At 38.9% G+C, this 22,824-nt stretch carries 17 protein-coding genes; 11 read left to right on the top strand and 6 right to left on the bottom strand.

The annotated features are described in order from the left end of the window. The first annotated feature begins 516 nt into the window (after positions 1-516). Entirely contained in the window at positions 517-1,059 is a 543-nt protein-coding gene (locus tag EHQ64_RS07170; protein ID WP_135648782.1) for a YcxB family protein, read from the top strand. A 161-nt stretch (positions 1,060-1,220) separates the two neighbouring features. Here the strand turns inward: EHQ64_RS07170 and EHQ64_RS07165 are convergent, their stop codons facing one another. The 4 genes from EHQ64_RS07165 to dusA form a co-directional block, all read right to left on the bottom strand. Further along, the gene (locus EHQ64_RS07165; RefSeq protein WP_135648781.1) at positions 1,221-2,207 is read right to left on the bottom strand and encodes a cytochrome-c peroxidase; all 987 of its coding nucleotides are present in this window, start codon (positions 2,205-2,207) and stop codon (positions 1,221-1,223) included. Positions 2,208-2,317: 110 nt separating this feature from the next. Further along, complete coding sequence (locus tag EHQ64_RS07160; RefSeq protein WP_135648780.1) at positions 2,318-4,027, bottom strand: 7TM-DISM domain-containing protein; 1,710 nt, start codon at positions 4,025-4,027, stop codon at positions 2,318-2,320. Positions 4,028-4,292: 265 nt separating this feature from the next. Beyond that, complete coding sequence (locus tag EHQ64_RS07155) at positions 4,293-5,234, bottom strand: MBL fold metallo-hydrolase (protein ID WP_135648779.1); 942 nt, start codon at positions 5,232-5,234, stop codon at positions 4,293-4,295. A 52-nt stretch (positions 5,235-5,286) separates the two neighbouring features. Further along, a complete protein-coding gene (gene dusA / locus EHQ64_RS07150; protein ID WP_135648778.1) occupies positions 5,287-6,327 on the bottom strand; it encodes a tRNA dihydrouridine(20/20a) synthase DusA in 1,041 nt (346 codons plus the stop codon). Between the two features lie 196 nt (positions 6,328-6,523). Between dusA and EHQ64_RS07140 the strand changes: the two genes are divergently transcribed. The 4 genes from EHQ64_RS07140 (at position 6,524) to EHQ64_RS07125 (ending at position 12,097) form a co-directional block, all read left to right on the top strand. Next, positions 6,524-7,432 (top strand): LIC10647 family lipoprotein, encoded by a 909-nt coding sequence (locus EHQ64_RS07140; RefSeq protein WP_246048623.1) that lies wholly within the window; start codon positions 6,524-6,526, stop codon positions 7,430-7,432. Then, positions 7,429-9,369, top strand: coding sequence for an FAD-dependent 5-carboxymethylaminomethyl-2-thiouridine(34) oxidoreductase MnmC1 (gene mnmC1, locus EHQ64_RS07135; protein ID WP_135648776.1), 1,941 nt, complete (start codon positions 7,429-7,431; stop codon positions 9,367-9,369). Before EHQ64_RS07140 ends, mnmC1 begins: the two co-directional genes overlap by 4 nt. Positions 9,370-9,380: 11 nt before the next feature. Further along, complete coding sequence (locus EHQ64_RS07130; protein ID WP_135648775.1) at positions 9,381-11,237, top strand: RecQ family ATP-dependent DNA helicase; 1,857 nt, start codon at positions 9,381-9,383, stop codon at positions 11,235-11,237. A gap of 107 nt (positions 11,238-11,344) precedes the next feature. Beyond that, entirely contained in the window at positions 11,345-12,097 is a 753-nt protein-coding gene (locus tag EHQ64_RS07125) for a hypothetical protein (RefSeq protein ID WP_135648774.1), read from the top strand. Between the two features lie 11 nt (positions 12,098-12,108). Here the strand turns inward: EHQ64_RS07125 and dinB are convergent, their stop codons facing one another. Further along, on the bottom strand, positions 12,109-13,212 hold the full coding sequence (dinB, locus tag EHQ64_RS07120) for a DNA polymerase IV (protein ID WP_135648773.1): 1,104 nt from the start codon (positions 13,210-13,212) through the stop codon (positions 12,109-12,111). 42 nt (positions 13,213-13,254) lie between these two features. Further along, positions 13,255-13,635: a ComF family protein gene (locus tag EHQ64_RS20365; protein WP_246048621.1), complete on the bottom strand. Its 381-nt coding sequence runs from the start codon at positions 13,633-13,635 to the stop codon at positions 13,255-13,257. A 567-nt stretch (positions 13,636-14,202) separates the two neighbouring features. On the opposite strand from EHQ64_RS20365, the gene EHQ64_RS07110 reads away from it, so the two are divergent. The 6 genes from EHQ64_RS07110 to EHQ64_RS07085 all read left to right on the top strand — a co-directional run bounded on the left by EHQ64_RS07110 (position 14,203) and on the right by EHQ64_RS07085 (position 22,821). Continuing rightward, on the top strand, positions 14,203-15,501 hold the full coding sequence (locus tag EHQ64_RS07110) for an LA_0442/LA_0875 N-terminal domain-containing protein (protein WP_246048620.1): 1,299 nt from the start codon (positions 14,203-14,205) through the stop codon (positions 15,499-15,501). Positions 15,502-15,599: 98 nt separating this feature from the next. Then, positions 15,600-16,907 (top strand): LA_0442/LA_0875 N-terminal domain-containing protein, encoded by a 1,308-nt coding sequence (locus tag EHQ64_RS07105; RefSeq protein ID WP_135648771.1) that lies wholly within the window; start codon positions 15,600-15,602, stop codon positions 16,905-16,907. A gap of 113 nt (positions 16,908-17,020) precedes the next feature. Further along, the gene (locus EHQ64_RS07100; protein WP_246048618.1) at positions 17,021-18,334 is read left to right on the top strand and encodes an LA_0442/LA_0875 N-terminal domain-containing protein; all 1,314 of its coding nucleotides are present in this window, start codon (positions 17,021-17,023) and stop codon (positions 18,332-18,334) included. A gap of 57 nt (positions 18,335-18,391) precedes the next feature. Further along, positions 18,392-19,663: an LA_0442/LA_0875 N-terminal domain-containing protein gene (locus tag EHQ64_RS07095; RefSeq protein WP_135648770.1), complete on the top strand. Its 1,272-nt coding sequence runs from the start codon at positions 18,392-18,394 to the stop codon at positions 19,661-19,663. Between the two features lie 91 nt (positions 19,664-19,754). Next, positions 19,755-21,086 (top strand): hypothetical protein, encoded by a 1,332-nt coding sequence (locus EHQ64_RS07090; protein WP_135648769.1) that lies wholly within the window; start codon positions 19,755-19,757, stop codon positions 21,084-21,086. Positions 21,087-21,372: 286 nt separating this feature from the next. Beyond that, a complete protein-coding gene (locus EHQ64_RS07085) occupies positions 21,373-22,821 on the top strand; it encodes an SH3 domain-containing protein (protein WP_135648768.1) in 1,449 nt (482 codons plus the stop codon). The last annotated feature ends 3 nt before the right edge of the window (positions 22,822-22,824 follow it).

The raw sequence follows: 22,824 nt of genomic DNA, 5'->3' as shown, positions 1-22,824 counted from the left end.
AATTCTCGAACAAACCTTGTAGGAGCTCCTACAAGGTTTGCTCTTCTTAAAACTAGTTGACCATAAATCTGATTTGTGATAAGGAAATTTTCAGAGTAAGCAAATTTCTTCCACCGCACCGGCCCCCTTCCACAGCGATCCATAGAGAGCGAGGAACCGACCTCCATAGGAGAGTCGGCTCACACATTTACTTCATTCTAAGATTAATTAAAAGCAACCTAAGTGAATTCCACCGCTTCGCTCCAGCCCCCACCCTAAATAGGGTGGGGAGAGCTTTTACAAAATAGTCTTCGATTCAGTATTATGTGTTGATAGTTTTGGCCATACTCGGTTGATCTTTGCGATCACCAACTCGCAAGCGGTTGTCTTCTCGCTCTCTACGGATCGCTGCGAAGGGGAGGGGAGAGCTTTTGCAAATTTCACTCTGGAACGTGGAATCCAAATTCAGCAATGGGATTAGTGAAAATTTTTTCCATATCCGCAGACTGTTCGTTATAAATTTCAGATATAATCATTATGAGAAACAAAATACGAATAGAGTTCGACCAAGACTTGCAAGATGCCTTAGCCTTTCACGAAGAGTATATAAAACATTCAAAGGATTTTAAACGATTAAGAATTTATATTTCACTTCTGGCTCCGATTATAGGACTTGTATCTGTCCTAAATAGGTATTTTAAAGAAGGAATTTTTGATCCATACTCTGTGATCGCTTACGGGATAATATCCGTACTCGGTGCATATTTAATCCCGAAATATATCGCATTCCGCACTCTCAGAAGAACGAGGCGTATGTATGAAGAAGGAGACAATTCTAGTTTACTTTCAAAAACTATATTAGAATTCTCAGATGAAGGAATTTCCGCTACAAAACGAGACTCCCAATCGACGATCCAATGGAGTGGAATTCAGAAATTTGTGGAAAGAGAAAATTACTATTTTCTATATACTTCTTCAGTAAATGCCATAGTTATTCCAAAGGCCAAAGCGGGATTCGATTCTGAAAGTAAAAAGGAGTTTGATACTCTTTTGGAAAATAAAAGTTTAAGAATCGTATAAGGGTTAGTCGTAGAGAAATTCAAATTTTGTATTTAAAAAGTTTGATTAATAGAAGGATCAAAAATTCATTCCCTTCCCCAAAAGGCAAAAAAAAACCGTCTCCTTTCGGAGCCGGTCTGAATAGGTTTCAATTCTGTAAGTTCGTGATCTAAGATCTAATATTAATTAGACCGATTTTTATCTGATAATGCCTTCAAGAAAGATACTATCGAATCCACCTCTTCCGAGGAAAGCTCTTTTCCAAGCTGTAAATACGCCATTTTTTTCACAGCTTCCGGAAGGGTTGCAACCTTACCGTCGTGAAAATATGGGCCGGTGAGAGCTATATTTCTAAGAGACGGAACTTTGAAGAAATACTTCTCAGCCTCATTTTTAGAAACGGCGGATCTTCCTACATCCGTAGTATTTTCATATGGATTCACTTGTCCAAGCTTACGGAAACTATTCGCTCCTAAAAGTGGCCCATTATGGCATTGGATGCATCCTACGCTAATAAAGGTTTCTAAGCCCTTTTGCTCGTCAGAAGTAAGTGCTCTATGGTTTCCTGCCTGAAACTCGTCAAAACGGTCCCTGGTAATCAAGGTTCTTTCGAATGCTGCTATAGCTTCTGCCAAATTGTCATAAGTAATCTTTTTGTCCTGGTCCGGGAATGCTTTTGCAAAAAGATCCACGTATTCAGGGATTTCAGAAAGCTTTTTCTCTACCGCAGCTTCAGATGGCATCGCCATTTCCACTGGATTTAAGATCGGACCTTTTGCTTGAGCCTTTAGGTCAGCAGCTCTTCCGTCCCAAAACTGAACGAAATGAAAGCCTGCGTTTAAGGAAGTAGGAGAATTCCGATCTCCATTCTTACCCAATGCGCCTGGAGATGTGGGAAGATTATCGACTCCCGCAGTTTTTCCTAAGGTTCCATGGCAAGAACTACAGGATTGGGAATCGTTGATAGAAAGACGCTTTTCGAAATAGAGTTTTTCACCTAATGCGATTTTTGCCGGAGTATCCTTTTCGGAACCGGGCATTTTTTCCGGGAGAATGCCGAAAGAGATCTTCGCATCTTGTATGAGCTGTTTTGTTTTCTCGGATGGACCACATGCCGAGACCAGGGCTAGTAATACTAGTCCCAAAGACAGAATATGTTTTTGTTTCATTTTTCATCACCACAGATTAGAATCGTTCTAATCGGGTGTAGGATTTCGGTTTTAGAAGTAGAAGCAAGTCTTTTTCTGAAAGAAACGGAATCTTCTTTCAAAAATTTAGATCAGCTATGGATCCTGAGTTCGAATTCGAATTTTCCGACTTCGCTCAACAAAAAGAATCTGGCTCCTAATTTTTCTGCCCGAGCTTTCAAGTCAGCTTCCAAATGTGCGGGAAATTCTTCTCTATTCTCCGAATTTCCGATCATCTGTATTCTAAGCAATATAGAGTCCCCTTCTCTTCCCCAAAAAATTTTGGATTCTCCTAATCTGCGCGCCCCAATTTTTACGACATCAGAGAATATTCTCTGGACCTGGAGACATTCATCTATCCTCAAAAATTGAGAAACGGTTTGGATCTCAGAATGAGAGAAGTTAGGCGTCTTTTGGACGAATTTTCTCATTTCTTCTTCCACCAACTCTTCTTTTCCACCTTGATGATGCATTAGGTCCAAAATATCCCGAACCCCGGAAAGAGTTTGATTAAGTTCGTTTTTCAGTTTTACTAAAGATTTGTCCGAACTCTCCTTAGATTCCAATTGATCTATGATAGAATGTAACCCTTTGTCTACCGATTGATCTACTAAGGTAGCGAATTTTGCCTTTTCTTCTGCGTTTACCCTTAGCTGTTCATTGTATTTGGATTGTAGTTCCGCAAAAGTTTCCGCCTTCTCCAAATCTTTCGTAAATCGCAAAGATATAATATAAGAATTAAATGAAATAAATCCAACCAATGCGGCGGGAAAACTATATGGGATTAGAAAATAAAATTCGTATAGTCCCCAAAGCACATCATTGATCATGGAAACTGCAAGTATAAGCCCGGAAAGAAAGACAGTTCTTGCTCTTGGCTCATTCTGCCACCATGTAAAACCTAAAACTGCTAAGAGTACCACAGTATAGAACGGAGGAACATGCATGAAGAAGGAGTATAGGTAGATGAGCTCTTCTTCCCCCAAAACGAATACCGACAATATAAAAACGAGCATGGTTCCCATAAGGATGCTCAACCATTTTTGTCCGAACTGTTTAGGATACATTGTCCTTAGTATCATATAAACTGAGGGAAGTAAACATGCTTCGCAGAAATATTCCATTCGGATCCGAAGATCCAATGTCAACTCAGGTGTGATCAAATACTGTAAACCGGAAGTAACGAATGAATAGAATGCGACCAAAAAGCAGAAAAAAGAGAAGAATAAAGGAGCAAGATCTTTTCGGTAAGAGGCGAAAAAGATCAAATGATAGAGACCTATGGAAAAAATTATGGCAACTAAAACGGTTTCCCAAATAGATTCCTCTATTACCTTCGCTTTCAGAAGATCCAAATCCCCGATCAGAAAAGGATTTCGGATCCCTCCCTTGAGAAAATTCCCCCGATAATTCGAAACATTTACGATCAGTTCCGTATCCAAGGAATCCAATTCGTATACCAAGGAACTAGGATGAGCCAAAAATTCAGTGTTTGTTCGATCTATACCGTTGATCCCGTTCGCAAAGATCATTTTTTTATTCAGATATACTGAATATACTCCCGGAATACGGGGCACATAAATTGCGAGATTATCTTCTGCAGGAGTTTTATGGATCTTTAATCTATAAGTTCCGTGCCCTTGCAAAGTAAACTGAGGAGAGTATTCTCTCCAAATGCCCGGGACAGGAAAATATTCTCCAGTCGCCGGATAACTCTGATTAGGCGAATATAACTTTCCCCAACTAAACTCCCAATCCCCGTTTAATGGGTAAGTTTCCCCCCAAGGAGCTACAGTACTCATGTCCACGCTTCCTTTATAGATCACCGGAACTTTTTCTTTATTTTCGGGAGAACAGGATAAGTCGAATGACAGGACGCAGAAAAGGAATACAATCTTCTTCTTTGAAAATCGCTCCAAGGATACTTTCACATGTATAGTCAAAAAATTAAGAATAAGGAAGGCAAATGAAAAACTTCGCCTAAGAATCACTAGACTATATTCTCAATATGAGTTGTTGGGATCGAAATGTCGTCCAAATCGAACTAGATACTTAAGGGATGAAAGTTTATTTTTTCGAACGTCTGGATCTTTCAATCTTAAAGGCAATCCCTTGCGCATTGATCTTTGCATCAAAACCGATAAATCTTTCTTCCTTCTCTCCATATGGTAGTTTACGAACTCGGATCTGCTCTTCTAAATAAGAACGAACTCTATTCTCACAGAAAGAAACTAGAGTTTCTCCCTCTAGTCCTGTCTTCTCCGCCGAGACTAGAATATTTTTCATTACAGCCAGCCCTTCTTTCATTTGAGATGCGCCCAAAGGGACATTTTCCCAAACTCCGAAATGTGTCAGATATGCTTTGTTGGCACCCGTTCCTAAAATTTTATCCACGGATAATAAAGCTTCTTCCGGGTCAAAATCCGTTGGTGTTGTAGATGGAAATAAAAGGGATTTATCTTCGTCTCTAAATAAACGATATCCTATTCCGAATGTATCCCCTGTAAAAATACCGTTGCTAAACGTATCATAAATACAAAAATGATGATTCGCATGCCCGCGAGTATGCAAAAATTTGAATGTTCTTTTTCCCCAGGACAATTCCTCTCCGTCGGACATCGTTTTCACTCTTTCGCTCGGAACGGGAAGTATATCTCCATATAATTTGTAATAATTTTCTTCTCCGTATACTTGGATGGAACTTTTGATCAAACGACTTGGATCTATGATATGAGGTGCTGCTTTTGGATGAGCGAGTACTGTTGCATTCGGACATTCAGAGATAAGTTTACCTGTTCCACCTGCATGATCCAAATGAACGTGGGTAATGATGAGATAATCTACAGACTCAGGACCGAGTCCTTCTTCCTTTAACGCATCTAAAAGTAGAGGAACCGCATAATTCGTGTTATTCTCCACGAAGGTTGCCCTGTCTCCGTCTATGATCAGATAGGCGCAAGCAAGTTCTTCTTCTACATACCCACAGTCTATGGTCCGAATCTTATCCAAAAATTTCTCCGAGAGGATGATTTACTGCAGATCTTAGACGAACAATAGATCTCTAAACCACCGGATCCAGAACTTCTAATTTTGGATTTTCCAATTTTCCATCCAGATACTCAGAAGAGATGGATCCAAGTGCTTCTAAGAGTAATTTAGGTCCCGGATTTGAATGCATTTTTTCGGTCAAGATTCTGCGATAAGATCTAGCTCCTCGTATCTCGTGAAATGCACCGAGTAAATGTCTTAAGATCCTACTCGGTTTTTCTCCGGAAGAAGTTTTAGAAATTATATATTCCTGCATCGAATCGAAAATCTCTCTTCGAGTGATCTCTCTATGTTTCGCTCCAAAAAATAAGGTATCCACATCGGCAAATAAGAAAGGATTTTCATAAGCAGCACGACCTATCATCACACCGTCTACTTTTGTTAGGTGAGAAGAAATTTCGGATAAAGATCTCACTCCTCCGTTCAGTTCCAATACTAAATTCGGAAAAGTTTTTTTCACCTCATATACATCTTCGTAACGTAATGGAGGAACTGTTCTGTTCTGGGCAGGACTTAGGCCTTCTAATATTGCAATCCTTGCATGTACTGTGATCCTTTTTGCACCCGCAGCACTAACTAATTCCACGAATCGGATCAGATCTTCGAGCTTATCCTTTCCTCGAACTCCGATCCTACATTTCACTGTAACAGGGATGGAAGTTTTTGAATCCATTAGAGAAATACAATCTGCGACTTTTTCCGGATCCTTCATCAAGCAAGCCCCGAAATTTCCTTCTTGGACCTTATCGCTAGGACATCCGACATTCAGATTGATCTCGGAGTATCCGTAATCTTCTCCTATCTTTGAACATTCCGCCAAATGAGCCGGATTATCTCCGCCAAGTTGTAATGATAAAGGAGCTTCTTCCGGAGAAAAACTTAAGAACCGGTCTCTATCTCCTCTAAGGATAGCTCCTGTAGTCACCATCTCAGTGTAGAAGAGTGAGTATTTTGTGATGAGTCTGAGAAAATAACGAAAATGCCTGTCCGTCCAGTCCATCATCGGGGCTACGGATACCGGATACACGATCGGTTGTTTTTTTTCGGAAGACATATACTCGAATTAATACGATCCTCGGTTCTCGGCTGGAGCAGTCAAGCCCCATGAAATCGACTTGGTTTGATTTCGTGCCATTTCAATTTGGTTCAGAGCAATGGGTCATAAGAGACTAAATCCAGATTTCCTCTTAAGAATAGGCGTATTCTGCCTTTTCTTATTCGCTTATTCCTGCAAAAGTATGTCTGGGATCTTGGACTCAATCATCATCAATGCTGGTGCGGAATACACTGCTTTAGATTTTTTCACCCATCCTGCGACAGTACAAGGGCTCCCTGTCAGCAAATTTTCTGCGCCAGGTTCGGATACGGATACGAGTATCGTGAGCAGAGACTCTACAACTACCAGAGCGTTCTATTCCATCGGTTCTGTCCCGAGCAGAATTCCAGGCACAAGAGATATCAAAGGATTTTTTTCCTTCTTAAGCGGACTTGCCTGGTCTTTCAATTTAACTTCTCCAAGGACTTATAGAGGAAATCTAATCAATTATCCGGATGACGGAAGACGGTATCTAGGTTTAGAAGATTATGTTGGAAATCAACTTTTTCCTCTGCCGCCTCAAGTGGGAAGGAATATGGAATACACCTACGAAGACTATCAGATGTATTTCACCTTATATCTAGGGTATTATGAGGGAAAGAATGTAAACTTCGGAGTAGGCCCCATCTACGGGCTCGCAGTTTACAGAATGGATATTATAGAAAAAGAATATAGAATTTCCAGTGTCAAAAACCAACTCCAAGAATTGAAAGGAGTAAGGCTTCTATTAGAATACAATATCGGGCAGTATTTTCCGGACACAATCTTATATAATGCATACCTTTTTTTAGAGATCACAAGTTTGGGAGACTTGGACGGGAAAGGTATGAATATTAAAAATCAAGTAACAACCGCGAACGGACTCCCCGCGCCATCCCTTTATATGAACATGACTACTTATAGGATGGGAGTCAGAAAAGAATTACAACTTTCTAAAGAACCTCATAAAAAGGAAGAAGGCCCTGCCTACCCTCCTCTACAAAATCTTCCTTCCGCGGGTCTTCCCCAAAAAGAAGAAACTCCCCAAAGCCCGGAAACACCGGAGAGCGGATCTCCCGGATGATCGACTGGAAAGAGAACGGCACTCCCGTTTCGAAACAATTCGACGATATTTACTTTTCCCCTGAAAACGGACTAGAAGAAACAAGACATGTTTTCCTAAAAGGAAATCGATTAGAAGAAAGATGGAATTCTCTCCCAAACGATCGGACTTACTTTTCGATCTTGGAATTAGGGTTCGGAACAGGTTTAAATTTTTTTGCGGCCTGGCAACTCTGGAAAAATTCCAAATCAACTGTCGGCACTTCCATCTTAAGATTTGTTTCTTATGAATTATATCCATTAGAAATACATGAAATACAAAAAGCGATCTCAGTTTTTCCGGAACTTTCCGGATTTTTAGAAGTATTCTTAGAAAAATATAAACTATTGATCCCGGGATGTAATACTTTCCTATTCGAATGCGAAAATCTGATCTTGGATCTATGGATCGGAGATGCATCCAAACTTTTAGGAGAAACCTCGGGAAAATTCGATGCATTCTTTCTGGATGGATTCGCTCCTTCCAAAAATCCGGAACTTTGGGGAGAAACAATCTCCTTTGAACTAAAACGCCTTTCTCATAAAAACGCAACTCTCTCAACATTCACAGTAGCACGACTAGTGAAAGATAGTCTTGCGAATGTCGGCTTCTCTTTAAATAAAGTTCCAGGCTATGGAAGAAAAAGAGAAATGCTCATAGGAACTTATGAGTCAGACCAAGTGGAAAAAAAAGTTAACTATCCTTTTCTTACGAGGCAATACCCAAAGCAGATCCCCAAAAAAGTTCTGATCTTAGGTGGAGGACTTGCAGGGGCTTCAATCGCAAGATCTCTTTCTTGGAGAGGAATTCCTACAGAAGTTTGGGATGAAAAAGAAACGGTACGCGCTTCTTCCGTTCCGATGGCAGTTTCACATCCGCAAATCACTAAATTCCCTACCCCTATGAGTCTTTGGACATTACGTTGTTCCGGAAATTCTTTTAGACGTTATCCGGATCTTTTGCCAAAAGATTCTTATAATTTTAGTGGGACCTTGCAGATCGCAGGACAAGATCTTCCTTGGGAAAGAATCTCTGGAGGTGTTGAATCTCACTTTTTAACGGAAGAAATAGCAGAATTGAAAAATTCTTTGGATACGAATTATCCGGAAAATTCCCAAGGAGTTTTTTTCCCGTTCGGATTCTGGACAGACACCCCAATCTTAACTGAAACACTTTTAAAGTATTCGAATATCAAAGTCCAAACTGGAAAGATCGATTCTATTTTTTATGAAAACGGAGAATGGGTCTTATTTTCTAAAAATAAAGAACGTATTGGTTCAGGTGAAGTTTTAATTTTAGCAAATTCTTTCGGGATAGAGAATTTACTAAGAAACTTATGGAAAGAAAGTCCTTTCGAGATCCGCTCAGTTCGAGGACAGTTAGAAATATTAGAAGATTCGAATATACAATCCAAAGATCAACCTGTCCAAGTCGGAGAAAAATATCTGACCCCAAGTATTAACGACCGGAGAGTTTTAGGTTCCACCTTCGATGAATTTGATCTAGATCCAAATCCTCGAAAAAAAGACCAGGAAGAGATCCTGGAATATGCTCGTACTACTTTTTTAAATACAGATTGGAATTCGATCCGTGTGGCCTCCGAATTCGTTGGGATCAGATCTCAAACAAAAGACAGACTTCCCATTTTAGGTCCTATCCACAATCCAATCCCCTTCCAAAAAACATACTCCGGTATAGATCTGCCAAAAAATCAAAAGAAAGAATTCCCTTTTTTAGAACCGGAAAAAAACCTGTTTGTGTTCGGCGGTTTAGGTTCCAGGGGAGTTTTAACTTCCCTGCTTGGGGGGGAAATTTTGGCTCAGATCCTTTTGGGAGAACCATTATCTATCGAAAATAGCTTGTACTCTTCCCTCCATCCTTCTAGATTTCTGTACAGAAAGATCCGAAATCAGGATTAAGGAAATTTAGCTTGGCCACCGAAACTCTCCCTTCCATCCAAGATTGGCAAAACCTTCTCCATAAACATTTCGGCTTTTCCCAATTCAGACAAGGCCAATGGGAATCTATCCGTGCCATTCTGGAAAAAAAAGACGTTCTCGCGATCCTTCCGACGGGCGGGGGAAAATCATTAATCTATCAGCTTCCTTCTTTTTCCGATCAAAATGCATTAACCATCGTGATCTCTCCATTGATAGCACTCATGAAAGACCAAGTGGACGGATTGAAGGCAAGAGGGATCCAAGCTGCTTATTGTAATTCTACGCAAGATGATCTAGAACAAGTCAGAGTATTGTCCTCAGCAGCAACAGGCAAAATTAGAATATTATATATTTCTCCTGAAAGAGCAGTTTCTCGCTCTTTCTTAAATATTCTTCCTAAACTTCCGGTCAATCTAATGGCGGTAGACGAGGCGCATTGTGTTTCTCAATGGGGACATGATTTCCGTCCTGAATATCGAAAACTCCATACATTACGTTCTTATTTAAAAGAAGGAACTCCTTGGGCCGCATTGACTGCGACTGCTACCGATCGAGTAAAAAAAGATATCTCGGATAGTTTGGGCCTAAGATCCCCTTTACATGTACAAGGAACGTACGCCAGGGAGAACCTAAAATTCTCCGTTCTATATCCTGGATCCGAAAGGGAAAAGGAATCCGTTCTATTAGAAATATTAGAAAAAGGTAATTTTCAAAAAACTGTTTCCGGAAAAGCGATCATATATTGTTCCACTAGGGCCAAGGTGGACGAAATCTATGACCTTCTCAGAAAATCAGGATACAAAGTCGGGAAATACCACGCGGGAAGAACAGACTCAAGCAGAGAGAAAGCCCAAGAAGGATATTCTGCAGGAAAAACGAATATACTTGTGGCCACAAACGCGTTCGGAATGGGCTTGGATAGCCCGAACGTTAGACTCGTGCTTCATTATCAAGTTCCATCTTCTCTAGAAAGTTATTATCAAGAAGCAGGAAGAGCGGGAAGGGACGGAAAATCATCCGACTGCGTTTTATTCTTTCTTCCAGGTGATCTGAGCGTCCAAAGTTTTTTGCTTTCCAAAGAAGCCAATTATAAGGGAGGAGAAACTCTTCTTTCCCATGTGAAATCATATGTGGGATCTTCCGACTGTAGACAAAGGATCTTATGCAATTATTTCGGAGAGAATATTTCGGATTGTGGTTCCTGTGATACTTGTGCCGATTCTAAAACCACAAGTATTGCAAGACTAGCATATACGGAAAGAGAAAGGATCAAAGCGGAAAAAAAGCAGGAAAAAGAATCTCATTCCTTCGATCCGGACGAGATCAAATTTATAGAAGGACTGCTCTCCGAATATCCGGCTAAATTCGGCAAAAAGATCATCGCTGGTGCATTAAGAGGATCCAAATCTAAAGATGTTTTGCGCAGAAGATTGGATAGATCTAAATATTATTCATCCCTTTCACATGTTCCGGAAGAATCTATTCTCAAAATTTTAGAAGATTGGCTAAAGACCAAAAAACTTTCCGTCAAAGGAGATAAATATCCAAAAATATATTTAACCGCATTCGGAAAGCCTAAAGTATCCTCGGAGAATTCAGATCAAGTTCGCAAAAAGATCCCGTTAACCGGAGATAAGCTTATTCTAAAAGAATTAAAGAACTTCAGAGATAGGATTGCTAGACGTAATAAATGGAAGAAGTTCATGGTTTTGCAAAATCCTGTATTAGTTAGGATCGCTTCTCAAAAGCCGGAAAGTTTAGAAGACCTGATCGCGATAAAAGGAATGGGAGAGGCTAAAGTTAGACAATACGGAAAGGAGATCTTAGAAATTTTAGAAAAGTTTTGACCTCCTCTTTTTTCTCAAAAATCGTCTTGCAGATCCCTAAGTGATTTCCTATTCTGACCAGCCTAAGTCGGCTATTATATCCGAATTTTATTGATTAGGAAAACAGTATGTTTCTTTTGCGATTCTTCTTCCCTTACTTTAAGATCTCCAAATCCAGAGCCTTAAGCGAAGTCAACGCTTGGTTGCAAAGTAAGGAAACAAAAGATTCTCCTCCTATAACCGATTTTCTTCCTTATATGGATTCCTTGGCATTCCAGCAATACAAGGATAGGATCTCCAAAAAAATGGGAGTACCAGAATCCGAATTGGATCTTTATAGGTCCACCGAAAGAACAAAACTTCAGTATAGACCATTCTTCATAGTTTTCGTTTTAGGAATGTTGTATTTAGGGATTAATTTATTTTTAGAGATCCAGCCATATCTAGGTAAATCCAGATTAGAAAAACCTTTTGTGGAAAATGTTCTTCCTTCCGGAAAGAAGGAATTGGTGGAAATGGACGGATCCTTCTGTAGATATATGATCAATAATGCTTCCGAGATCGCGGAGGATTATTTCTATATAGGCTGGTATCTTTTTAGCATCGGATCGATATGCACCTTTTTAGGATCCATCATGGATTCTAAACATCACGGAATACTGAAGATCGCATTGCCATTTGTAGGACTGTTTATTCTAAGTATTGCATGGAAGATATTCGATAATTCTAAATTAGCAGGACTTGCTTCAGGAAGATCCATGCTTCATTATAATAAGAACCAAGAAGCGGATAAGGAATGTAGGCAAGAATGGGCCAATTTAAGACAAGGGATCGCAAATTTGGTCCCGTCGGGTATCGACACCGGTGATAATTCTAAATAAATTTTCTATTCTTAAAACAATGAAGGAAAGAGATCATCTTCCTCTTCTGTATTTACAGTTGTAATTTTTGAAGAAGATTCCGGATGCGAAAGGCTTAAACCTAATAACCGGATCGGAAAAACGGATTTGCCTGATCCTAACAAAAATTCCCCCAAAAGTTTCGAGCCAATCCGGTACAATTCATTCTTATCTATATAAGTATAATCTTCCGTTAAACTCCTAGTCTTTTGAGTGAAGTCAGAAAATTTCACTTTTAGAGTGATCGTTTTTCCGGGAAAAGGCTTTTTAAGAAGTCTTCTTTCCAATTCTTCCGCAATATCAGCCAGCTCGCGTAGTATCTCTTCCGAATTTTCCAGATCTTTAGGAAAAGTGGATTCAGCTCCTAAGGATTTTCTTTCGCGATAGGGCTCCACTGGGCGATCATCTAATCCTCTACAAACCGCGTAGAACCAACGCCCGGATTTTCCGAAACTTTGATCCAACATCTCCAGACTTTTATCTTTCAGATCTTTTCCGTTACGTATACCAAGTGCATGCATTTTTTTTAATGTTACTTTTCCGATCCCGGGAAACACTCCGACATCCAATGACTCTATGAATTTTTCCACCTGGTCAGGGCGAACAATTGTCATTCCATCCGGTTTATTCTGATCGGTGGCAACCTTTGCTAAAAATTTATTGATGGAAACTCCTGCAGAAGCGGTCAGCCGAGTCTCTTCGAAAATTTTTTCTCTTATTTCTTTGGCAACCTGGCTTGCATACGGAATATTTTTTTTGTTCTCCGTAACATCTAAAAAAGCCTCATCCAAAGAAAGCATCTCTACTAGATCAGTGTATTCTAAAAAGATCTCTCTGATACGAGAAGATACTTTACGATAGGCCTCGAAACGAGGGGTTACAAAAATTCCTGAAGGGCAAAGTCTAGCAGCTTGAGAGCAAGGCATTGCAGAACGAACTCCGAATTTTCGAGCCTCATAACTTGCGGCACATACGACACCTCTAGAATCCGGAGGACCTCCTACAATAACAGGCCTCCCTTTGTAATCCGGATTATCTCTCTGCTCGACGGAAGCGTAAAACGCGTCCATATCTACATGTAGAATTTTACGGGTCATCTTCCTACATCTATACTAAACATACATATAGATCCGTCAATCTTAATCTGCGGTCCTGAGATATGTTAATATATAGACAGACTTCGCTCCGTTATTTTTCAAAATTCGACTCGCTTCGTTCACGCTTGCGCCAGTGGTAAACACATCATCCAATAATAATATTTTTGCCGGGCAAAGCCCCTTCCACTCAGGTTGGATCTCCCAGGAATGGTGAGCGTGAAAGAATCGTTCGGAGAAACTTTTACCAGCCTGCCTTTCTGGGCTAATCTTCCTTAAGGGTTGTATAAAAGGGGTTTTCAATATTCTTCTCGCTTCTTTTTCTAATCTTTCACTTGGAGAAAATGGTCTAGATCCCGAAGTAAATATCATAGATCCAGAGTAACTCGGAAGTAAAATACAAGCATCTAAATCTAAAACTTTCATTTTTTGTAATACTCTCCTCGCTCCCAACGATAGAAAAATAGAAAGAGTATATTCGTTCCCGGATTTTAGTTTATTTAAGGCATTCCCCAAAAGATCATTTCTATCTCTGAGGCTCCAAACCTTTGTAAAAAATACATTTCTAGAATCACAGAATTCGCAAATAGAGCTCTGATCCAATAGAGGTGAATCGCAAACACTACATCTGAATGGACGCTTCGGATTTTTTGATGCCCGATAACAACTTCCGCAAAGTCCGGTGCGTAAGGAAAAGATATCTTCCCTCCCACAAATGCCGCAATGGATCGGGAAGAAGAAGTTTAAGATAGAAATACCTAAATTCATATAGATTCCGGGTATTCATCCGAAACTTTTGCGCGCGTTTTTCTTAAAAAAAATCGCCACAGTCTTTTTTCTTAAGATGAAGATATCCTATGAAATGATCATAAAGAGAGGTTCGAATTTTGGATCGAAAGAGGTAAGCTATAGTAGGATTAGAACATATTTCATTAAGATCTTTATAATAATTTATTGATTTAGCGCCTAACCTCTGCTCTAGTAACGACCGTTATGCGTAGTCGTTTCCTGAAGTTCTGCTTGGCCTTATTTCTTTTTTCTTTGCCCGGTTCTGCGCTTTTTGCGGAACTACAAACCATCTATATGAGAAATGGCCAGATCCTAAGAGGAGAAGTGATCCAACAGACTGCGACTACCATGCAGATTAGAATGGAAGATGGTAAGATCAGACAATTGAATAAAAAGGAAATTCAAAGAGTCAGCTATAAGGCTCCGACAGAACAGGAAAAAAAAGAATCGGAAGAAAAACTCAAACAAGCTCCAGTCGTCGAACTTCCTCCAATTGTTGAAATTGTTCCCCCTACTCCTATTATCCAGGAAGAAAAGAAATTATCTGGTCCTTACGATATCGATCAGACAAAGCGTAAGGATATAGAAGCGTATTTTGGGATCGGCTATGGAACTTATCAACCAGCTTCTGAAACTTTTGCAAACCATTTGGCTGCAAAATTCGGTAACATTTCTGGAAGTGCAATTGATGCGAATGAGCCTGAATACAAGCGAGGAAAGGCACATAGTTTCGGAGCTACATATTATTTTAAAAAATTCTCATTCGGACTCAGTAATAATGTTTTTAACGGAGAAACTTCCACCAGAATAAAATCTTATAATTCTGCCACTAGCTTTCAGGAATTCTACGGAACCTATCCGGAAAGCCAAAGTATTCTTAAAGGAGACATTTCTTATTTAGCTTTTACGAATGAACGTTTCGATTTGCGACCTAGTATAGGCTATTCTCAAGTTTGGGGAAATACTGACGATAAATCGACTACTTCCGTAGGTTACGAAGCGAATTCTATAAATTCCGTTTTTAAATATACGTATAGATTTTTGGAAAATTTACGAGGTCCTTCTATCGGATTAAAAGCTACTATCCGAATGAAAGAAAAATGGGAACATAGATTAGAACTTCATTATTTAACTTTAACGGGAGAGCAACATTCATCCGGAACTGGTCTTTTATCCACTGCTAATTCCTCCACAGATTTTATTCTGACAGGGCAAGAAACAACTTGGAGAGCTACTGGATTCAATTTTTCTTATAAATTATTTTATCGACTCACACCAACTTTATCAATCTGGGCCGGAATCCAAAATTTTGAATGGAAATATACAATTAGTTCATACGGACAAAGTTTCGATAGTTTAGGATCCATTCAAAGCCCATCACCTCCGGAACAAATGGCTCTTATAAATATTCTTTTGAGTTCATTTGCTAAATCGGAACCTGCAACGAGTAAATCATCTTCTCTGGAATTCGGAGTAATGAAACGATTCGAATTGAATAATTGACTTATAAATTTTCTAACAAAAATTCCGAGGGGTCATTTTCCTCAAAAATATTGAAATAATTTATTGCCAATGCAAAACAAAACATACAAATACGTTCTATGAATTCCCTATTTATTAAACGAATTCTTATAGCATTCATTATAGTATTTCCATCAATCGCAATTTTTGGAGAAGAACAAACTATCTACTTAAGGAATGGCCAGATCCTAAGGGGAGAAGTGATCCAACAAACTGCTATGTCCATGCAAATCAGGACAGCAGACGGAAAAACCCGACAATTGAATAAAACTGAGATCCAAAAAGTCACTTATAAAGAACCAAGTGCGAAAGAGCTAAAAGAGGCTGAAGAAAAACTAAAACAACAGGCCCAAAACGAAAAACCTATAGAAATAATTCCGGAACAAAAGACAGAAGCTCCTAAAAAGGCGGACTTCAGTTTAGATCCTACCAAAAGGCATGATATAGAATTTTTTGCAGGATTAGGATATGGATATTATAAACCGAATTCTGAAAATTTTCTAATAGATGCTCAGAATAGATTGAATATAGCTTTCGGCTCAAGGCCAAGTATTACAGAGAAACCGAGTTATAAGGCAGGGCTCTCCGATCAATTTGGACTTAATTATACTTTCAAAAAATTTTCAGGAAGTTTAAGTGGAAGCCATTTTCGTGGAACTACCACCACCAATTTTCTAAGCCTTAACTCGGGCAGTGAGTTCAATACGATCGGAGGAACCTATCCTGAAAAACAATCTTCTCTAAGAACAGATATCTCTTATTTAGCTTTTAGTAATAATCGATTCGATCTAAGACCCACCTTAGGATATTCTCAGTTCTGGGGAAATACGGACGATAAGTCCACAAGCATTAAAGCATTCTCTTCGTCAGGATTGTATTTGTATGGGCAATATTTCTTTGATATTAACGAACAGTTAAAGGGACCGTCTGCTGGACTAAAAGCGACGATCCGAATCGGAGAAAGAATAGAAAACCGGATCGAACTTCATTCCTTACAATTAAATGGGACTCAAGACCTCACAATCCACGCTACCGTTTTTCCGGATTCGGGTTCTCCAATCTATGGAGAATTTGCTCAATCCATCTCTTGGAAAGCGAAAGGTGTTTATTTCGATTACAAGTTTGTATACAAATTAACTCCGGTATTCTCGATCTGGGCGGGTATAGCTTCCTATGATTGGAAATATAGTTTAGATCGTTATTCACTCGAACAAAGATACGCCTTCGAAGCTCCGGCTTCCTCGACGGATTTTGCCATATTTCAAGGTTTAGTCCAGGAGCAGATTGTAAAGGGAGCTACATCCACAAGCAAATCAAATGCAATCCAATTCGGGGTTATGTATAGACTTGATCTTGGCCGATCAAACATTTCTTCCGATACGAAGTAATAGAATAATTACTGTCTCTTTTCTAATCGAAATAACTTTAAATAGAGGTCTTTTACAAATAAATAAAATAATAATTTATTGCCAAAATTAAACAAAACGTATACACACTTGGCATGAATTATCTTTTTATTAATCGATTTTTTATAACATTCATTATAATATTTCCTTTAACAGATATTTTCGGAGAAGAACAAACGATCTATCTAATGAATGGTCAAATTTTAAGAGGAGAAGTAATCAAACAAACCGGCACTTCCATGCAAATAAAAACTACAGATGGAAAAGTTAGACAACTGAATAAAGCCGAGATCCAGAGAGTAACTTATAAAGAACCGAGCGCTAAAGAACTAAAAGAATCTGAAGAAAGACTCAAGCAGCAGGCTCAGAATGATAATCCTACAAAAACCGTCCCGGAAAAACCTGCAGAAATCATTCCGGAGAAAAAGCCCGACCCCCCTAAAAAATCTGATCCCAGCTTTAGCCATACTAAAAGGCATGACATAGAATTTTTTGCCGGGATAGGATATGGATTTTATAAACCGAATTCTGAGAACTTTCTAATAGAAGCACAAAATAGATTAAGTATACTTTTCGGCACAAACCCAAGCATATCAAAGAAGCCGAGTTATCATACAGACCTCTCTGATCAACTTGGGATCAATTATACTTTTAAGAGATTTTCTGGGAGTTTAAGCGGGAATAATTTTCGTGGAACGACAACCACTAGTTATCTTGGTCTTAATTCAGGTACCGAATTTAGTACAATTGGAGGAACCTATCCGGAAAAACAATCCTCTCTCCGAGCAGATGTTTCTTATTTAGCTTTTAGTAATGATCGATTCGATCTAAAAGCTACATTAGGTTATTCTGAGTTTTGGGGGAGCACTGACGATAAATCCACTAGCGTCAAAGCTTTCTCTTCTTCCGGATTGTCACTGTATGGACAATATTCTTTTACTATTAGCGAACGATTAAGAGGACCTTCTGCAGGTATAAAAGCAACTATCAGGCTCGGAGAAAGAATAGAAAATCGGATCGAAATCCATTCTTTAGAACTGAAAGGGACTCAAGATCTGACGACTCATGCTAAAATTTTTTCCGATTCCGCATCTCCTATATATGGGGAGTTTTCCCAAGCCATCGGATGGAAAGCATACGGAGTTTACTTTGATTATAAATTCGTTTATAAACTAACTCCAATATTTTCGGTTTGGTTAGGAGCCTCCATATACAATTGGCAATATTCCGTACATCATTATTCGCTCGAACAAAAATATGCATTCGAAGCTCCGGCTTCTATTCCGAATGCCGCTTTATTGGAAGACCTATTGCAAGAGCAAATCGTAAAGGGGGCTGCATCCGTAAGCAAATCGGAGGCAATCCTATTCGGTTTCATATTTAGATTCGACCTTGCAAATCAAAACTAAAAATTTCTTATTATAAAATTATTGTCTATTTCATTTCAATCTTCATTATATGCCAAGATGAAATCGTTTCGTATAAGTTTAATTTTCATTTCCATCTTTGCATTTTTTTATACAACTCCAACTTTTGCAGAAAAGAAAACGATCTATCTAAAAAATGGAAAAATTTTAAGGGGGGAAGTATTACAACAAAACGCGACAAGTCTGACAGTCAAAATCGATTCTGGAGAGACAATTCAACTCAATAAGACTGAGATCAATATGGTCAGTTTCGGTGATGCAACAAAAGAAAAAAAAGCGGAAGTCGAACCTAATAAAAAGGAAACAAACTCCGTAGAAATTCCTAGCCCAGCGATTGTCTCGGAAAAACCTGTTCTGAATTTTCGCATAGACCAATTGAATCGGAAAGATCTAGAATTATATCTCGGAATAGGTGCTGGTAAATACACTCCGGACACCCAAGAGTTCCTTGCAAGGGTTCAAAATAAATTCGGACTTCTATCGAGCATTCCCCCTACACAAATAGACAAACCTACCCATAAACCTTCCGTTTCCGAAACTTTCGGTGGAATATATACTTGGAAAAGATGGTCAGGCGGGATACACGGATCTTATTTTCAGAATAGAAGTACATATCATGCGGCCACTTATAGTGAAACAGGTATGAGCACAACAGAAGGAAGTTTTCCGGAGAAACAAAGTAGCTTAAAAGGCGATTTTTCCTTTTTAGCTTTCACGAATGATCGATTCGATCTAAGACCGAGCCTAGGTTATCAATATTTTTGGGGACGGACCCAAGATCCAAACGGTTCTACGAATTATTTTATAGCAACCGGCCTTTATCTATATGCGAATTCTGCAGTTGAATTTCAAGAGACCCTAAAAGGATATACAATAGGCCTCAAGGCTACGATCCGTATGGGAGATAGATGGGAAAATCGTTTAGAATATCATAATTTAACATTATCCGGAAATCAAAACGGAAGCACGGTATCTACTTTAGTACCTGTGAATTTATCACAATTTGCGATCATCAAACTTTCCGAGACAGCAGGATGGAGAGCGGACGGTTTCCATTTTTTATATAGGTTAGTATATCGGATCACCCCGACACTCTCTATTTATGGAGGATTCCAATACTACGAATGGAAATACAATTTGGATAATTTCAACTTGATCAACTATTCCAGCAAAGACGGGTTCCTAGGTATAGATCCCACATACGCATTTCAACAAGAGAAACTTTTGGAAGCGATTGCGAAAAGTAGTACATCTAATAGTAAATCCTCCATTATAGAATTCGGGATCATGAAACGACTAGAGTTCCGTTAAGATCAACTTTCAGTGGAGAAACTTCATTCTTTCTTCCGGACTCGGTAAAAATAATTGTTGTCTTAGAGGTCCGCAAAACCAAGTTCTCCGTATGTCTGCCTATAGCAGAGCGCTCTTAACGATTTTCATCCTAATCCCTCTATCCCTAACGTATAGTGAGGAGAAATCGGTTTATTTAAGAGGTGGCGCAGTAGTAAAAGGCGAAATTTTAGAAGAGACAGACGAATATATAAAGATCAAAACAGCTAACGGATTAATCGGGAAGCTAGAAAAAAAGTTCATAGAGAAAGTAGGAACTCCTACGCAGGAGCCTTCTAACATCAACCCACCCGAGCCGGAGGTTTCGGAGAGCCCGAATATCCAAAACCCTACGCAAGAAACCGCCATCCCAGACAATAACACAATCCAAACCGAAACAAAATCGAATTCGGTGGAATCATCTGATAAAACAGAAAGCGGTCTTAACGACTTAAGTGAAAAAAACCGAAGATTCGAACTTTCCTATGGTATCGGATACGGCTTGTTCCGCAATACCCCCGATTTAGCCGCTTTCAAATTGAAAGATATGGGCCAAGTCGGGTTAAATGGAGAAGAAAGTAATATTTATCTGGGAGGTTATAAGGAAAATCAACCTGGGCCTGTAGGATCTCTTGAGGTAAATTATTATAAAGAGAAATTTGCGTATTCTCTCTCGGGCTCCTATTTTACGGGAGAATCCAATGACTTCAGCCAATATATATTGAACAATAATCTAAATATAAATGTAAAAGCAAAGGAACCTCATACAAATACACAATTTTTTATTAAGTCGGATATAAATTACTTAGCTTATTCTGACGCGGGCATCCAATTACGCCCACAGGTCGGGATCTTAGAAACATCTGCAAAGACAGACGCACACTCTTCTCTCATGAATCCGATCTACTCTAGTACCTTTTATGTGAACGGAATGCAGCAAAATAGTATGAAAGAGTCGATGCGAGGCCCATTGATCGGATTAAAACTTTCAGTACGTTTAAATCCACAAATAGAGAATCGTTTCGAGTTATATTCTGCTTTTCTCTCCGGACAAAGAGATCATAATGCGAGCCTTATCTATCAGGAATTTAGCAGTTCTTCAATTTTCGAACCGGCAAAATTTACTTCATTTTCTGAAAATTTGATCTGGAATGCAACCGCAAGATATTTATCTTACAAATTCATATTTCATACTTCTAATTTTTCCATTTGGGTTGGAGTACAATCCTTATTCTGGAAATATAATTTAGAGGCTGTCAACTTCGGTAAATATGCTAGCGAGCCGGTGAGCATCACCGACGTTGCAGTGACACAATTGTTCCTAAAAACATTCGCCTCCCCATATTTAGGAACCTCTAGATCGGAATCCATAGAACTCGGAATTATGAAAGCGTCTGATTTTTAATATAGAGCGAATCTAACCGCTTCGATACTACCTACAATTATTCCAAGCCTTGATAACTTCTATTTTATATTACCAAATTTGGGATATTTACATTAATAAGAAATATTTAGTAAAAGGTCCGAATCACCCATCAATCCATATATAATAACATAGATCAAGTAACAAGAGTGTCGGTTATCCTAACGTATTTCGCTTGGATTTAGATCATCCTTTTTGATTGGAATTATTCCCTCATTTATTTTTTTGTAAGATTTAGATCGAACTCGATCGGAAAGGCATTCAACAGTTGTTTAGGTCTCGCTTTCAGAATATAACAAGCCTTCTATTTATCCTAAGTCTATCCGTAATTCCGTTGTATATGATCCTTCCGGATACTGTTACAGTTGAACTCACAACCGGGGCCAAAGTTAGCGGAACGATCTTGGAAGAAACAAATTCTTATATCAAAATAAAAACGGAAGGTGGTGTCGAAGGAAAATTAGAAAAACGTTTTATTCAGAATATTCAAAGAGAAAAGACGTCCGCTTATTCCGTTCTGGAAGATGCTGAGAAAGAATTTGCTCTTCCTGAATCAAGTATCGAAAATCAAATCAAAAATGAGGGATCTAGTTCTAAACCTGTGCCAGAAGAATTACCTCCATTAGCTGATTTTCCGAAAGAAGCTCCTAAGATTAAGAATGAACTTCCTAAAGTGATCGAAACGGTTGAAGCCGAACCTATAAAGGAGTTCCAAGAAGTATCGAATCCAAAACCCACAGAGGAGAAAAAAACTCCTAAAAACCATAAATTAGAAATTCTGGTTGGAATGGGGTTAGGCCGATACCAATCTCCTGGCGAAAAATTTACAGATCGTTATCAAGATATAGAACTAAACACACGTGCGCAATTCATAAGTTGGCCTCTGCATACTGGTAGTCGTGAAAGATTATCAAATAGCTTTGAATTAAATTATTACTGGAAAATTTTATCCGCTTCCCTCGAATATAATCAATTTAGATCTGAAACCGTTCATGAAAATTCGGGATTTCGCGCGGCTGGCCTCACCGGATTCACAAATCCTTTCAGTTCAAAAGGTAGCTTTCCGGAATCGCAAAATATTACAAAAGGAGATTTGGCATTACTAGTATATTCAAATTCTTTTATACAAGTTCGACCATTCGCCGGCATGTTACAATCCGAAGGAAGTTTGAACGATCAAAATTCACTATACACAATGTTAAATATCGGGACTTCAAGCCTACCGTTTAGCGGGATCCAGCATAGACAAATTTCGGAACATATGAAAGGATGGATTTCCGGTTTAAAATTATCCTTTCCACTTAGTAACAATTGGGAACTTAGATTAGAGTCTTATTTTATCTCTTTACGTGGAAATCGTAACTATGATGCATTCAATCCAATTGCTGCACTCCAGCCGGATCTTGTTACTCCCGGAGAATCAACTTTCTTTCTCTCAATCATTTCAGAAAGAGTAAAATGGAAATCAAAGGGGAACTATTTGGGCTTTCAGGTTTTCTACCATTACAATAACGGAATTTCTGTCTGGCTCGGAGTCAGTTCTTTTGAATGGAGATATAGTGTAGAAACCTTATCGAATATCTCTACAAGTTGGCAACTTATAACATCAGAAGAGCTCAATAGACAAGCATTTTTGAATCTAGTTGCAAAGTCGGGTAACCCAATTACCAGATCTCAATCGGTAGAAGTTGGATTAATGAGACGATTTGAATTTTAAGGA

Origin of the sequence: Leptospira sarikeiensis, assembly GCF_004769615.1 — a bacterium.
In the GTDB taxonomy this organism is placed as follows: domain Bacteria; phylum Spirochaetota; class Leptospiria; order Leptospirales; family Leptospiraceae; genus Leptospira_B; species Leptospira_B sarikeiensis.
The sequence above is the reverse complement of the archived record's forward strand: the minus strand, read 5'-3'. Positions and strand labels throughout refer to the sequence as shown.